Here is a 13497-nt window from a genome sequence, read left to right as displayed (position 1 = left end):
CGGCACATATTCACCCGGGATGCCGCATTCCGCATGTGTCGGCTGTCATACGGCGCGGCGTCGTCCCCGGTCAGCGTGCGCGGCGTACGCGCACCCCGACCAGGAGCACGGATCCCAGCACCAGGAACACGACCGCGGCCGCCAGCAGGCCGCCCACATCCGTGCCGGTCGTCGCGAGGTCGCCGCCGTCAGGTCCGGGCGCGGCGCCCGGTCCGGGCGGTACGTCCGGCCCTGGCCCCGGCGGGGCCGGGGAGGGCGTCGGGGTCGGGGTCGGGGTCGGGGTCGGCCCTGCCGCCGCGGTGTTGGTCACCGCGCACTCCAGCGACGCGCCCGGCTCGGCGACAAGCTGGAAGCCCGGGCTGTCCGCGTCGGCGTCGTCCACCCCGCCGCAGGTCACCGGGCCTGCCGTCCACCCGGCACCTGGCTCCGGCTCGGCGAGCGTGTACCCGGCGCCCGGCACCAGCCCGGTCCACGACACCGTCGCGGACCCCGGGCCCGTGCCGGAGACCGTCTGCGTCCCCGGCTCGGCCGCGTCGTCTGGCGTGAGCACCAGGTCGAACGACCACTCCAGCCCCGGGTCCGCAGCCTCCACGGTCTTGGTCACGGACAGGTCGGCGGGTGCCGCCGTGTTGACCGCCTCGCAGGAGAGCACGAGCCCGGCGGTCGCGGTGAACTGGAACCCGTCGGCGCCGGGGTCCTCGTCGTCCGCCCCGGAGCAGGACAGGTCCGCCGACCAGCCTGCGCCGGGATCCGGTTCCGTGAGGCTGTAGGACGCGCCGAGCTCCAGGTCGGGCCAGCTCGCCACCGGCTCCTCGTCGGTCACCGTGACCGGCACGGGACCGCCGGGGCCGGTCAGCACCAGGTCGAACGACCAGGGCGCGTCCTCGGCCCAGCCGGCGACCGTCTTCTGCGCGGTCACGCTGCCGGCGTCGGCGGTGTTGGAGAACGTGCACAGCACGGTCTCGCCCAGCCCGACGTCGACCGTGACGGCCGGGATCGCCACCGTGACCTCCCCGGCCGCACCCGTGCACGTGATGTCCGCCAGCGTCCATCCCGGTGGCAGGTCCTCGCCGACCCGGTACGTACCGGATGTCACCGGCCCCGCGGCGAACGGCTCGTCCGCGTCGGTCAGGACGAACGGCTCCTGGGGCCCGCCGTCCGGCCCCCAGGAGAAGTCGAACTCCTGTGGGGCGCCCGCGGGACTCGTCTGCTTGTCCACCAGGAGCATGCCCCAGGGCGCGTTGGTGTAGGTGCAGGTCACCGTCTCGCCGGGGTCGAGCTGGACCGAGCCGACCAGCCCGTCCGCGCCCGACGGCTCCCCGTCGGGGTCGCCGTCCACGCACGTCAGGTCGGTCGTCTCGAACCCGTCCTGCGCCAGCTCCGTCACGGTGTAGGCGCCGGGGTCCACGTCCGGGAACGTCTGTGCGCCCATGCCGCCCTGGGTGACGATCGAGAACTGGGGCGGATCCAGCCAGTCACCCGTGAACTCGAACTCGCCGTCCCCCTCGGTGACGGCCTTCGCCACCACGATCGTGCCCGTCCGGATGTTCTCGACCGTGCAGTCCGCCACGTCCCCCGGGTTCACCGAGAAGTCGCTCAGGTCCTCGATCACGAATGGCTCGCCGCCGTCCGCAGGGGTGATCGTGCACGTCAGCTCCCCCTCGATCCAGCCGTCGACCCCGGACTCGACGAGCGAGTACCGCACGCCGGGCACGACGGGCGGCAGGTCGACGGTGGTGGTGCCGTCCACGGTCGTGACCGGCACCACCACGGGGTCGACCGCCTCGTCCAGGTCGGTCAGGACGAGCTCGAACTGGCCGTCGCCGCCGACCGAGGTCTTGGTCAGGGTCCCGCTCCCCTGCACCGCGGTGTTGACGAAGGTGCAGGAGACCGCTTCGCCGACGGGTGCGACGAACTGCAGGCCCGGGCTGCCCGGATCGACGTCCTCGATGCCGGTGCACATGGTCTCGGCGGTCCATCCCGGTACGTCGCCCTCGGTGATCGAGTACGTCTGCCCCGGCAGCAGGCCCGACCACGTCACCGTCTCGCCGCCCTGCCCGGTGCCCGCGACGGTCCGCGGCGAGGTCTCGCCCGCCGGGAGGGGGTCGATGCTCAGGTCGAACTCCCACGGCTGGGCCGCGCCGATGCCCGCGGCCACCTTGGACACGCTGACGGACGACGGCGTCACGGTGTTCTCCACCACGCAGTCCAGGTCCTGGCCCGGGTCGAGCACCAGCTGGAAGCCCGGGTCCGCGCTCAGGTCGGTCAGCCCGGTGCAGGTGATCTCACCGCGGGTCCACCCGTCCGGCGTCGTGCCGGCCTCCCGCAGCGTGTACGTGACGCCCGGGACGAGGTCGCCCCAGTCGACGGTCGGGGAACCTGACGTCGACGTCCTGGTCACGACACCGCCGGCGGGATCGGCCAGCTCGACGTCGAACGACCAGGGCAGGTCCGGGCCGGCGCCCGACACGGTCTTGGTGAGTGACACCGCGGCGGGGTCGGCCGAGTTGGTGAAGAAGCAGACGATGACGCCGCCCGCGGGGAGGTCCACCTCGACACCGCGCCCGTCCGCCGTCGGCGTCCAGAAGTCGTCGTTGCACGTCAGGTCGCTCAGCGCCCAGCCCGGTTCGTCGGCCGGCTCGGTGATCGTGTGGACGCCGGCCTCCAGGTCGAGGAACGCGCGCAGGGCCACGTTGGGCGGCTCGGAGTTGCCGTTCAGGGTGAACGGCGTCGCCTCGCCCTCCGGCGGCGTGAGGACGAAGCCGAACTCCTGGTCGAACTCCACCGGCTCGGTGCGCTTGATGACGGTGATCGACCCGGGCATCGTGTTCGTGAAGAAGCACCGCACGGTCTCCCCCGGCAGCACCGTGAGATCGATGGCCCGGGTGGCCGGGTCCCCCGAGTGGTCGGCGCCGCCGTACGTGCAGGCGAGGTCGGCGAGCTCGGTCGCGGGGTCGCCGCCGTCGGTCAGCTCCTCGATCGTGTAGGTGCCGGCCGGGACGTCGGAGATCACTTCCTCGTACAGCGTGCCGTCCCCCTGCTCGACGTCGATCGAGAAGGACTCACCCCCCGGGATGTCGCTCGTGAAGTCGAACGTGCGCCCGTCCACGCCGTGCGCCTCCTTCGAGACGATCACCGTGCCGAGCTGTGTGTTGGTGAACGTGCACTCGATCTCCTCGCCCGCCACGGGGACGACGGTGGCGGCGCGCTCCTCGACGGTCGCCGCGGCCGTGCAGTCGATCTCCGGAGGCAGCCAGCCGTCGACCTCCGCCTCCGACATCGTCACGGGGGCACCCGCCGGGACCGGGAAGGACACGCTCGCTCCGTCGCCCAGCGTCACCGGGTCGTGGCCGGTGACGTCGAACCCGAAGGTGTCCGGCGCGCCGTCGGGCTCGGTCTGCTTGGTGACGGTCACGACGGCGGCCGAGTTGGTGATCACGCAGTCCGTCGTGTTCCCGGGGGTCACGGGGAACCTGTCCGAGGGGTCGTCGAGCACGAACTGCTCCGGCGGACCGCCCACCAGCGGGACCGCGGTACAGACGAGCGACTCGAGCGCCCAGGGCGGGGGGATGTCGGGCTCGGTGAGCGAGTACGAGAGACCGGCGAGCACGTCCGGGTACGTCTTGGTCTCGCCGCTCGCCACGGTGTCGACCAGGGTCTCCACCGTCGGCGGTCCGGGCAGGACCGGTCCGGTGTCGCTGGCCACGGTGAACCCGAACTGGTCGCCGTCGCCCGCGATGTCGGGCACGGTCTCCTTGGTCACCGTCAGCGTGCCGCAGTTGGAGATGCTCGTCCGGTCCGGCGCGTGGTCGGCGAAGTCCTGGATGTTCGCGTTCTCGGAGTTCCCCGTGCGGGTGAACATCTCGGAGACCTGGAACGCGGAGCAGGCCTCGGGCGAGAACAGACCGGCGGAGTTGAGGTCGATCGCGAACTCGCCGAACGTCTCCTGCGGCTGATTCGTCAGGGGCGGCCCCTCGCTCCGCACGCCGACCGACCAGTCGAAGTCGGCGGTGCCCGGCTGCGGGGCCCACGTTCCGGCCCCGAGCGGGTCCGCGCAGCCGTCACCCGCTGTGGGCGTCCACCGCTCGACGACGGCGGTCGTGCCCGACGCCGCGTAGTTGAACTCCAGGAGCACGTCGTCGCACCGGCCCGGCTCCGGGCCCTCGAGGTTCTGGAAGATGCTGACCTCGCCGTTGCCCACGTACCGCGTCCAGTACCCGTAGAGGATCGCGTGGCGGCCGCCCGCCGCGTCGGTGACGATCTCGACCCCGTACCCGGTGGAGCAGAGGTCGCCCTTGGCATTGGGGTTTGCCGGCCCGGGGACCCACGGGTTGGTGCCGGGGTTCTGGCTCGGCGGGGCACCGGTCGCGTCCGGGTTGGCGTCGCAGGATGCGCCCACCGTCCCGTTGTCCCAGGCGAAGCCGCCCTGCACGACGCCGGTGGAGCTGTTGCCCTGCTCCGTGACATAGGGCCCCGTGGGCGTGAACGTGAAGCTGCCGTCCGGCTCGACGTCCGTGACGAAGTCGCCCCAGCTGAAGGTCTCCGGCGGCGCGGCGGGATCAGTGGTCCCGTCCATCACCATCCCGGTCTGCAGGCCCGACGGCTCCAGGGTGGCGGCCGCCGCCGCGGGCGCGAGCACCACGGGGACGACGACGGCCCCGCCCGCGAGCGTGACCGTGGCCAGCACTGCCACCCAGCGGCGCGCGCCGCTCACCCGACGACCGTCTCGACGCTCGATCCCGGCACCGGTGCCTCCTTCTCAGCCGCGCCTGGTCGGAGCGGGCACCTCGACGCTACGAACCAGGGCCGAGGGCCGCCACCGGGGTACGGGTGAATTCCGTCAGACGGAATGCCGCCGTCCACATCACCCGCCGGGACGGCGGCGTCACCCGAACAGGGTGACCCGGCGGGCCCCCGGCCGCCCGAGTCTGGGACGGTGCGCACCCAACGCCGTCGGCCGACCGATCCCGAGGGTCCGTGATGTCCGCCCTCGCCGTCACCCTGATCGGGCTGGTCCTGCTGCTCGCGGGGTCGCTGTCCGTGCGCCTCACCGTCCTCGCCGCCGGGTTCGGCGTGTCGTGGATGCTCGCCGAGGCGATGGGCGCCGACACGGCCACCACCCTGCTCGTGAGCGTCGCCGGCGCGGTGCTGGCGTTCCTGCTCACACTCGTGGCGGCCCGGCTGCTGTTCTTCGTCTGCGGCCTGTGCGTCGGGGCGCTGATCGGGGCCAAGCTCTTCGTGCTGGTCCAGGGCGGCACCGCCGACGTGCTGCTCGCCGTGATCGTGGTGCCGGCCGTGGCCCTGCTGTGCGCGTTCCTGGCCCGCCGGCTGGAGCGCCGGTTCCTGGTGTGGGGCACGGCGGTGGCCGGGGCGGCCCTGGTGCTGTCCGGTGTGGGCCGCCTCTGGACCGACGCGGGCGAGCTGTGGAAGCCGGAGAGCGGCGGCGCCGTCGTCCTCATGCTGGTGCTCTGGGTCGTGCTCGCAGTGATCGGCAGCCAGGTGCAGAAGCGCACCACGGCGCGCCCGGCCGACCGGTAGGAGTTTCACCGGGAACGGGTGATGCCCGGTTGGGGCACGAGAGGTGGAGTGGCAGTGTCAGGCCACCCGCGCGAGCCCTAGGAGCCCTCGATGTCCCAGTCCACGCTCACCGCCTGGAAGTTCAAGACCGCCGACGGCGCGGACGAGGCTGCGAAGTCGATCCAGCGGCTCGCCAAGGAGCGGCTCGTCACGATCCACGACGCCGCGACCGTGCGGTGGGACACGGGGGCCAAGAAGCCCAGGACCCATCAGCTCTCGTCGCTGGCCGGGGCGGGGGCCCTCGGCGGCGCCTTCTGGGGGATGCTCTTCGGCCTCCTGTTCTTCGTCCCCCTGCTCGGCGCGGCCATCGGCGCCGCCACGGGTGCCCTGAGCGGCGCCCTCACGGACGTGGGGATCGACGACGGCTTCATCAACCGGGTCCGGGACAAGATCACGCCGGGGACGTCGGCGCTGTTCATCCTGTCCTCGGACACCGTCGTCGACAAGATCCAGGACGCCTTCGCCGGGCAGGAGGCGCCCGAACTCATCTTCACCAACCTTGACGCCGAGCAGGAGGCCGCGCTCCGCGAGGTCTTCGGCGACGAGCGACCTACCGACGAGGAGAAATCATGACCAGCGCAGCATCCGGCTCCGAGCCGGTCCCCGGGACCTACCCGAGCGGCCGCGTGAGCTCCACCGACTACGGGCAGACGAGCACCGTCGCCCTGACCACCTCGGCGTTCGCCGGGGTCATGCTCATCATGGTCTCCGTGTTCCAGATCCTGCAGGGGATCGCCGCGACCGCCGCGGGCACGGTGTACGTCACGGGCGCCGAGTACGTGTTCCAGCTCGACGTCTCGACCTGGGGCTGGATCCACATCGTCGTGGGGGCCGTCGCGCTCGCCACCGGTATCGGCGTGCTCGCGGGGCAGACCTGGGCGTACGTGGCCGGCATCGTCCTGGCCGCGTTGTCGGCCCTCGCGAACTTTGCCTTCATCCCCTATTACCCCGTCTGGAGCCTGGTGATCATCGCCTTCGACGTATTCGTGATCTGGGCATTGTCGACCCTTGTCGCACGGGGCGACTGAACGCGGTCGCCGGGGTGAATCCACCCGGTGCGCAGGCACCGGTGGAGAAGGGCAGGCATCATGGCAGGTAAGCGTGTGACCGATTCCTGGAGCGGCGTTCCGACGCGGCATTCCTGACCGGTCTTTCCGGAGGTGCGGTAATACGTGAATTCCTGGCCGGTGGGGTTCCCCCGTCACCGGCCGGCGGCCAGGGGGCGGCCGCCACTTCACCGTCAAGTGAGGAATCCGCGGAATGCGCGCCAACCCGAGCCCCGTCGCCCGCCATGGCGGAACCCGCACGCCCCGTGCGCCCCGCGCGTCACGAGCCGGGTACACGGTCGGCACACCGGCCCAGCCGGGCACGACCCGCCGGCCGGCCGACGACGACCAGCTGCCCCGCCTGCCCCGCGTCTACGTGCCGCGGCTGCGCCTGTGGCAGCGGCTCGACGCGGCGACCGAGGGCGCCGTGACGCTGCTGGTCGCCCCGGCGGGCGCCGGCAAGACCCTCGGTGTGACCGGGTGGCTGCGGCACGCGGCCCCGGCGCACGCCGAGCACGCCGTCTGGGTGCGCGCCGACGGCTCGTGGACCCCCGAGCGGATCGACGCCGCGCTCGACGGCCCGGGCGGGCCCGGCGAGCGCGCGTCCGGCGAGCCGCCACGCCTGGTCGTCGTCGACGACGCCCACCTGCTGCCGTCGTCGGCCCTGCGCCGCGTCGACGAGCGGCTCAACAACGCGCCGGAGGGCATGCGGCTCCTGCTGCTCAGCCACTGGGTGCTGCCGCTGACCCGTCTCGTGCCCGAGCTGCTCGGCAACTTCACGTTCCTGCGGGGCGACCTGCTGCGGCTCAGCGACGCCGAGGCCGCGCAGCTCGTCGCGGCGCACGCCCGCACCGAGGACCGGCAGGTGCTCGACGCCGTGGCACGGCACGCCGACGGCTGGTGCGCCGCCGCCGTGCTGGCCGCCCGCGACCTGAGCGCCGCGCCCGATCCGGCGGCCGTGGCCCACCACCTGGCGCACGACGTCACGCCGATCGCCACGCGCGTGGCGGGCGAGGTGTTCAGCACGCTGACCCCCCGCCAGCGGCACCTCCTGCTGTGCATCGCCGGCGACGGCGTGGTCACCGTGGCCGCGGCGGCCCACCTCTCCCACGACCAGCACGCGGGCGAGATCCTCGCCGAGCTGGAGGACACGGGCCTGCTGGTGATGCGCGCGGACCAAGGGTGCGACCCGGGGCCGGCGGAGGGCACGCCGGCCGAGGGCGGCTTCCGGGTCCACCCGCTCCTGGCGGACGTGGTCCAGCGACAGCTCGCCGTGGGCGGCGTCGACGCCGCGCGCGCCCGCGCCACCGTGATCCGTGCCGTCAAGCTGGACATGGCGCGCGGCAACCTGACCAGGGCGTTCGCGCGGCTCGTGCGGGTCGGGGCGCCCACCGAGGCGGCCGACGTGCTGGCCCAGGACGGCGTGCGCATGGTGCTGGACCAGTGCGAGCACGACGAGGTGGGCGAGTTCGTCCGGGCCCAGCCCGAGATCGTGGACCGCCGGCCGGACATCTGGTTCGCCATCGCCCTCGACTGCTGGATCCGGGACGACCTGGAGGGGGTGCGGCACTGGGGCGACCGGCTGCTGGCCGCCCAGCGGCGGTGGTCGCCGACCTGGCTGGCGGGCGGGCCGGAGGGCCTGGACGCGTCGATCGCCTGCGTGCGGCTGTGGCGCGTCGCGCTCGGGCTCGAGCCGGCCTACGCCGCCGTCGGCCACGCGAAGCGCGTGGTGGTGGCCTCCCAGAGCCGGCCGGCCGTGCGCGAGGCCAACGCCGACGTCCTGCCCGTTCTGGCGGCCGAGCTGGGGGTGACGCAGAACTGGCTCGGCGAGCTGACCGAGGCCGAGACCAGCCTCACCCTCGCCGTCAGCCTGTCACGCAGCCAGGGCCTCGCGCCGCTCGGGGTCCTCGCCCTGAGCCACCTCGCCTTCACCCAGTACATGCGCGGCCGCGAGAACGCGTGCGTGGAGCTGGCCGGCGAGGTCCTCGTCGCCGCCGACGCCCCGGGGGCGCGTACGCTCCCGTTCGTCGCCGCGCGGGCCCGGCTGGCCCGGCTGCTCGCGCGCCTGCTGGACGTGCCCTCGCCCACCGGCCCGGTCGAGGCGCAGGTCACCGGCGCCGACCGGCACGGCGCAGACCTGTGCACCCGCTTCTGGTTCCGCGTCCTGGACGCCCGCCAGGCCGTCCTGGCGGGCGAGGTGGTCGAGGCCCAGCGAATCCTCACCCCGCGGGAGAGCCAGCGCCTGACCGACGACCAGCTCCCGGAGCACCTGCGGGTCGCGCTGCTCATGGAGCAGGCGTTCGTGGCGGTGCTCGCGAGCGACCGCGAGACGCTGAAGTCGCTGCACGGCACTCTCGACGCGCTCGGCGCCGTGGGCGAGGCGGCGCTCGTGCAGGGCCTGCGCGCCGACCGGGAGGGGGACCGCCGCGGCGCGGCGGTCGCGTTCGAGGCCGCCGCCGCGGACGCCGCCTACTCGCAGCCGCCCACCCGTGCGCTCGCGCTGGTGTGCGAGGCCCAGATCCTCGACGCGCTCGGCGACCCGTCGGGTTCGCAGGACCGGCTGGCGGAGGCGATCTCCGTCACCGAGGCCCGCCGGAACGCCGCACCGTTCCTGGGCTGGACGCGCCAGGGCACGCCCGTCGCGACGCTGCTGCGCCGGCTGGTCGAGCGACCGGCCGGGTCCTGGGCGCAGGAGCTGGCCGCCACCGCGGCCGAACGGCCCGACGTGACGGTGCTCTACGCCTCGATGACCGCGACGCCCCGCGAGCTCGGCGAGGTGAGCCTGGCTCTCGTCCCGCCTGCCCTGAGCCCCCGCGAGCGGGAGGTGCTCAACGAGCTGGCCCGCGGCGCGACGTACGCGGACATCGCGGCAGCGCTCTTCGTCTCGGAGAACACCGTCAAGACGCACGTGTCGAGCCTGTACACCAAGCTCGCGGCGTCCCGGCGCAGCGAGGCGCTCAAGATCGCGCGGAGCTTCCACCTGCTGTGACGACGACGCCGTCCGGCGCGTCTCAGCAGTCGAGCTCGGCCACCACGTCGTCCTTGGCGTCCTTGAGGCCCTGCGCCTCGTCGCGGAGCGTGTCGATCGCACCTGAGACCGTCGCCTCGCCCGCGACGTCGTCGACGGCCTTCTGGAGGCCGTCCCACGCCTCGTCGAGCTCCTCGGAGCGGTCCGCGACGACGTCGGACGCCGCCGAGTCGAACTCCTGCCACGCCTGGCCCAGGTCGTCGCGCGCGGCGCGGACCTCGTCCACCGTGGCGTCGGGCGTCAGCGTGGAGCGGAAGTCGTCCAGCGCGGCCGTGAGGTCGTCGGCCGCGCCGCACGCCTGCTCCGTGTTCGCCTCCGGGCTGTCGCCCGAGCACGCGCCCGTCGCCAGGAGCATCAGCCCGACCAGGACCCCTGTTGTCCGTCTCATCTTCGTACCTCTCTGCTTGCCGGAAGCCCTGCTCACGGGAACACGACCGCCCAGTCGTCCTTCATGCTGACGGTCGTCCAGCCGAGGCGGTCGGCCGTCGCCGTGACCGGCTCCGTCGCCTCGAAGGTCTGGGCCTGGCTGGCGTAGGCGAACTCTCGCTCGGGGTCGTCGTGGTCCACCAGCAGGGACAGGTGCGGCCCGGCGGCGGCCGCGGCCCACTCCAGGAGCTCGTGGTCCCCCGCGGAGTTCCCGGCCGCGAGCACCGGGGGCCTGCCAAGCTGGGTCTGGATGTTCGTCACCTTGGCGGCGCCCTCGTTGACGTCGCCCAGCACGCGAGCCGTGCGCCGCAGGGCGGGCCGGCCGTCGGCGTCCTGCCCGAGGTCGTACGCGATCATCGTCCCGACGACCAGCTCGGGCGGCACACCGTACAGCTCCTGGCTGACCGCGCGGACGAACTCGGTACCACCGCCCGTGACGACCCCGACGGTGAAGTCCAGTGCCCGCAGCGCGTCGAGGAGCTCGAGCATCGGGCGGTAGCGGACCGCGCTCAGCGGCCGGCCCAGGGTGGGGTGGGCACCGCCGGCGAGGAAGGTCCGGGCCTCGCGCGTGAACGCCTGCGGGTCGAGCCCCTGGAAGAGGCCGGCCAGTGCCAGCGCCACGCGTTCGAGCCCGATCTCCCCGACCGCCGCGCTGTCACCCGCGAGCACGGCGCGGAACTCGGCCTCCCCCGCGAGCGACGGGTCCGCCTCGACCCGTCGCCGCAGCGCGTCGACGTAGAACTCGTACTGGACATAGGTGGGGCGCTCGCACCACAGCGTGCCGTCGTTGTCGAAGTAGGCGACGCGGTCCTCGGGCGGGATCGTGGTGGCGTCGTCGAGGAACCCGAGCAGGGCGTCCCGGGTGCCGCCGGGACGCCACGAGGGGAGCTGGCCGACGTCGGTCATGGTGCGACTCCAAGGAGAGTGGTGCCTGGCGGAACCGCGGGGGCGGCGTCTTCACGGACGCAGCGGAAGCCGACGTGGCTCATCCCGGTGTCGACGGCCTGCGGTCGGCGCGCGGCGGGCCGGTAGCGCCGGCAGTACGTGTCGGCGCAGAGAAAGGACCCGCCCTTGATGACCTTGCGGGGCACGGCGAACTGCGGCTGACGCTGGTCCCGGCTGGCCTCGGCATCCCCGCCGCGCGGGTTCACGGGCGCGCAGCACGCGTCGGGTGCCGCCGCGGTGTGACGGCCGGTCCACCAGTCCGCCGTCCACTCCCAGACGTTCCCCGCCATGTCGAACAGGCCGTACCCGTTCGGCGGGAACGACCCCACCGGGGCCGTCCGCGTGAAGCCTGACCCGCCGGTCGACCGCCACGGGAAGTCGGGGCCGTCCCAGGTGTTCGCCAGGACCCGGCCGCCGGGCCGGGCCTGGTCGCCCCAGGTGAACTCGGCGCCGTCGAGCCCGCCCCGGGCGGCGTACTCCCACTGCGCCTCCGTGGGCAGGCGCGCCCCGGCCCACGCGGCGTAGGCGGCGGCGTCCTCGTGGGCGACCTGGACCACGGGGTGGTCGCCACGCTCGTCGATCCCGGAGCCCGGCCCCTCCGGACGGCGCCACGACGCCCCGGGGACCCAGGCCCACCACTGGCTGAGGTGGCGCAGGTCCACCGGGCCAGGGGTCGGGGTGAACACCATGGACCCGGGCGCGAGGTTCTCGGGCGGCGCGCCCGGGTAGAGCGCCGGGTCCAGCGGCCGCTCGGCCACGGTCACGTACCCGGTGGCCGCGACGAACACGTCGAACTGCGCGTTCGTCACGGCGAACCGGTCGATCCGGAACCCGTCGACCCGCACGGGGTGCGCCGGCGCCTCCTCCGGGTAGTGGTCGTCGGAGCCCATCCGGAACAGCCCGCCGTCGACCCGGACGCGTCCGGCGGTGCGGGTGTCCTCGTCCATGTGTGCCGTCATGCGCTGGGCAGGCCGGACTGGAGCTTGGCGAGCACCTGCTCGACGTTGAAGCTCGCCGGCTCCTGCCGAGCGGGGAACTCCTTCAGCGTCGTCAGCATCTGGCCCACGTACGTCTGCGCCGGCACGAGGATCCAGGCGTGGTCCAGCATCCAGTCGAAGTAGCTGTTGGACGTGATGTCGGCGCGCTCGAACGGGTCGGTGCGCAGGTTGAAGATCTTCGGGGCGCGCAGCTCGACGTACGGCTCGAGCCAGATGTCGAGCGTCCCGGCGGCACGCTGTTCGAGGAACACGATCTTCCAGTTGTCGAAGCGCAGCCCGGTCAGGTCCCCGTCGTCGGACACGTAGAAGAAGTGCCGGCGTGGCGACTCCTCGGCGGCGCCGGTCAGGTACGGGAGCTGGTCGTGGCCGTCCAGGTGCACCTTGTACCGGGTGCCGGCGAGCTCGGTGCCCTCCCGCAGCTTGTCGGCGATGGCCGGCTCCCCGGCCGCCGCGAGCAGGGTCACGAACCAGTCGTTGTGGCTGAAGAGCCCGTTGAGCACGGTGCCCGGTTCGATCCTGCCCGGCCAGCGCACCATCGCCGGCACGCGGTAGGCACCCTCCCAGTTGGAGTTCTTCTCGTTGCGGAACGGCGTCATCCCGGCGTCGGGCCAGCTGTTCATGTGCGGGCCGTTGTCGGTGGAGTAGATGACTATCGTGTTCTCGGCGATGCCGAGCTCGTCCAGCTCGTCCAGCAGGCTGCCGACGACGTCGTCGTGGTCGAGCATCGTGTCGTGGTACTCCGACTGCCACCGGCCGGCCCGGCCCTTGCTCTCGGGCTTGCCGTGGGTGCGGAAGTGCATGTGGGTCGAGTTGAACCACAGGAAGAACGGCCGGTCGCCGCCGGCCTTGTCCCGCATGAAGCCGAGCGCCGCGTCCCGGAACTCCTCGTCGACCGTCCGCATGCGCTCGCGGGTCAGCGGCCCGGTGTCCTCGATCCGCTGCGTCCCGTCGCCGTTCGCCCACGAGTGGAGCACCCCGCGCGGACCGAAGTTCTTGCGGAAGTCGGGAAACTCCTCCGGTCTCGGGTAGTCGTCCAGCTCCGGCTCCTCCTCCGCGTTCAGGTGGTAGAGGTTGCCGAAGAACTCGTCGAAGCCGTGCATGGTCGGCAGGTGCTCGTCGCGGTCGCCGAGGTGGTTCTTGCCGAACTGGGCAGTCGCATAGCCCTGCTCCTTGAGCGCCGTGGCGATCGTCGGGTCCTCGGCCTGCAGGCCCACCTTCGCACCCGGCATGCCGACCTTCGTCAGCCCCGTCCGGTAGGGGTTCTGCCCGGTGATGAACGCCGCCCGGCCCGCGGTGCAGCTCTGCTCCCCGTAGTAGTCGGTGAAGCGGACGCCCTCCGCGGCGATCCGGTCGATGTTCTCCGTGCGGTACCCCATCACGCCGTCGGAATAGGCGCTGATGTTGCTCATCCCGATGTCGTCACCCCAGATGACGAGGATGTTCGGTGCGTCGGCCACGATGTCTCCTTCGAGTCGGC

General features: G+C 73.0%; 9 protein-coding genes. 4 read left to right on the top strand and 5 right to left on the bottom strand.

Annotated features, from left to right (window positions below; genetic code table 11):
* Positions 1 to 70: 70 nt before the first annotated feature.
* Positions 71 to 4714 carry a hypothetical protein gene (locus ACIPN7_RS18000; RefSeq protein ID WP_400545074.1) on the bottom strand — a complete coding sequence of 1548 codons (4644 nt, stop codon included), beginning with the start codon at positions 4712 to 4714 and terminating at the stop codon, positions 71 to 73.
* A 266-nt stretch (positions 4715 to 4980) separates the two neighbouring features.
* Here ACIPN7_RS18000 and ACIPN7_RS17995 point away from each other — a divergent pair, with 266 nt between their 5' ends.
* The 4 genes from ACIPN7_RS17995 (at position 4981) to ACIPN7_RS17980 (ending at position 9612) form a co-directional block, all read left to right on the top strand.
* Positions 4981 to 5538: a hypothetical protein gene (locus tag ACIPN7_RS17995; RefSeq protein WP_400545071.1), complete on the top strand. Its 558-nt coding sequence runs from the start codon at positions 4981 to 4983 to the stop codon at positions 5536 to 5538.
* A 90-nt stretch (positions 5539 to 5628) separates the two neighbouring features.
* Positions 5629 to 6150, top strand: a complete 522-nt coding sequence (locus ACIPN7_RS17990) for a DUF1269 domain-containing protein (RefSeq protein ID WP_400545069.1) — start codon at positions 5629 to 5631, stop codon at positions 6148 to 6150.
* Positions 6147 to 6605 (top strand): hypothetical protein, encoded by a 459-nt coding sequence (locus tag ACIPN7_RS17985; protein WP_400545066.1) that lies wholly within the window; start codon positions 6147 to 6149, stop codon positions 6603 to 6605. The genes ACIPN7_RS17990 and ACIPN7_RS17985 overlap by 4 nt, the downstream gene beginning before the upstream one ends.
* A gap of 232 nt (positions 6606 to 6837) precedes the next feature.
* Positions 6838 to 9612, top strand: a complete 2775-nt coding sequence (locus tag ACIPN7_RS17980) for a LuxR C-terminal-related transcriptional regulator (protein ID WP_400545063.1) — start codon at positions 6838 to 6840, stop codon at positions 9610 to 9612.
* 22 nt (positions 9613 to 9634) lie between these two features.
* On the opposite strand, the gene ACIPN7_RS17975 is transcribed toward ACIPN7_RS17980, so the two are convergent.
* The 4 genes from ACIPN7_RS17975 to ACIPN7_RS17960 are packed head-to-tail and all read right to left on the bottom strand — an operon-like array spanning position 9635 to position 13477.
* On the bottom strand, positions 9635 to 10039 hold the full coding sequence (locus ACIPN7_RS17975) for a hypothetical protein (protein ID WP_400545061.1): 405 nt from the start codon (positions 10037 to 10039) through the stop codon (positions 9635 to 9637).
* A gap of 32 nt (positions 10040 to 10071) precedes the next feature.
* Positions 10072 to 10983 (bottom strand): haloacid dehalogenase-like hydrolase, encoded by a 912-nt coding sequence (locus ACIPN7_RS17970; protein WP_400545058.1) that lies wholly within the window; start codon positions 10981 to 10983, stop codon positions 10072 to 10074.
* Positions 10980 to 11969 carry a formylglycine-generating enzyme family protein gene (locus ACIPN7_RS17965; protein WP_400545055.1) on the bottom strand — a complete coding sequence of 330 codons (990 nt, stop codon included), beginning with the start codon at positions 11967 to 11969 and terminating at the stop codon, positions 10980 to 10982. The genes ACIPN7_RS17970 and ACIPN7_RS17965 overlap by 4 nt, the downstream gene beginning before the upstream one ends.
* Positions 11970 to 11977: 8 nt before the next feature.
* A complete protein-coding gene (locus tag ACIPN7_RS17960) occupies positions 11978 to 13477 on the bottom strand; it encodes an arylsulfatase (protein WP_400545052.1) in 1500 nt (499 codons plus the stop codon).
* Positions 13478 to 13497: the final 20 nt, after the last annotated feature.

This window comes from Promicromonospora sp. NPDC090134 (genome assembly GCF_044746965.1).
Classification (GTDB): Bacteria; Actinomycetota; Actinomycetes; order Actinomycetales; family Cellulomonadaceae; genus Promicromonospora.
This window is presented reverse-complemented; position numbering and strand designations above follow the sequence as displayed.

Excerpts from the sequence above, each read along its gene's own strand:
- ACIPN7_RS17995 (WP_400545071.1), top strand. The coding sequence starts at position 4,981 with ATGTCCGCCCTCGCCGTCACCCTGATCGGGCTGGTCCTGCTGCTCGCG.
- ACIPN7_RS17990 (WP_400545069.1), top strand. The coding sequence starts at position 5,629 with ATGTCCCAGTCCACGCTCACCGCCTGGAAGTTCAAGACCGCCGACGGC.
- ACIPN7_RS17985 (WP_400545066.1), top strand. The coding sequence starts at position 6,147 with ATGACCAGCGCAGCATCCGGCTCCGAGCCGGTCCCCGGGACCTACCCG.
- ACIPN7_RS17980 (WP_400545063.1), top strand. The coding sequence starts at position 6,838 with ATGCGCGCCAACCCGAGCCCCGTCGCCCGCCATGGCGGAACCCGCACG.
- ACIPN7_RS17975 (WP_400545061.1), bottom strand. The coding sequence starts at position 10,039 with ATGAGACGGACAACAGGGGTCCTGGTCGGGCTGATGCTCCTGGCGACG.
- ACIPN7_RS17970 (WP_400545058.1), bottom strand. The coding sequence starts at position 10,983 with ATGACCGACGTCGGCCAGCTCCCCTCGTGGCGTCCCGGCGGCACCCGG.
- ACIPN7_RS17965 (WP_400545055.1), bottom strand. The coding sequence starts at position 11,969 with ATGGACGAGGACACCCGCACCGCCGGACGCGTCCGGGTCGACGGCGGG.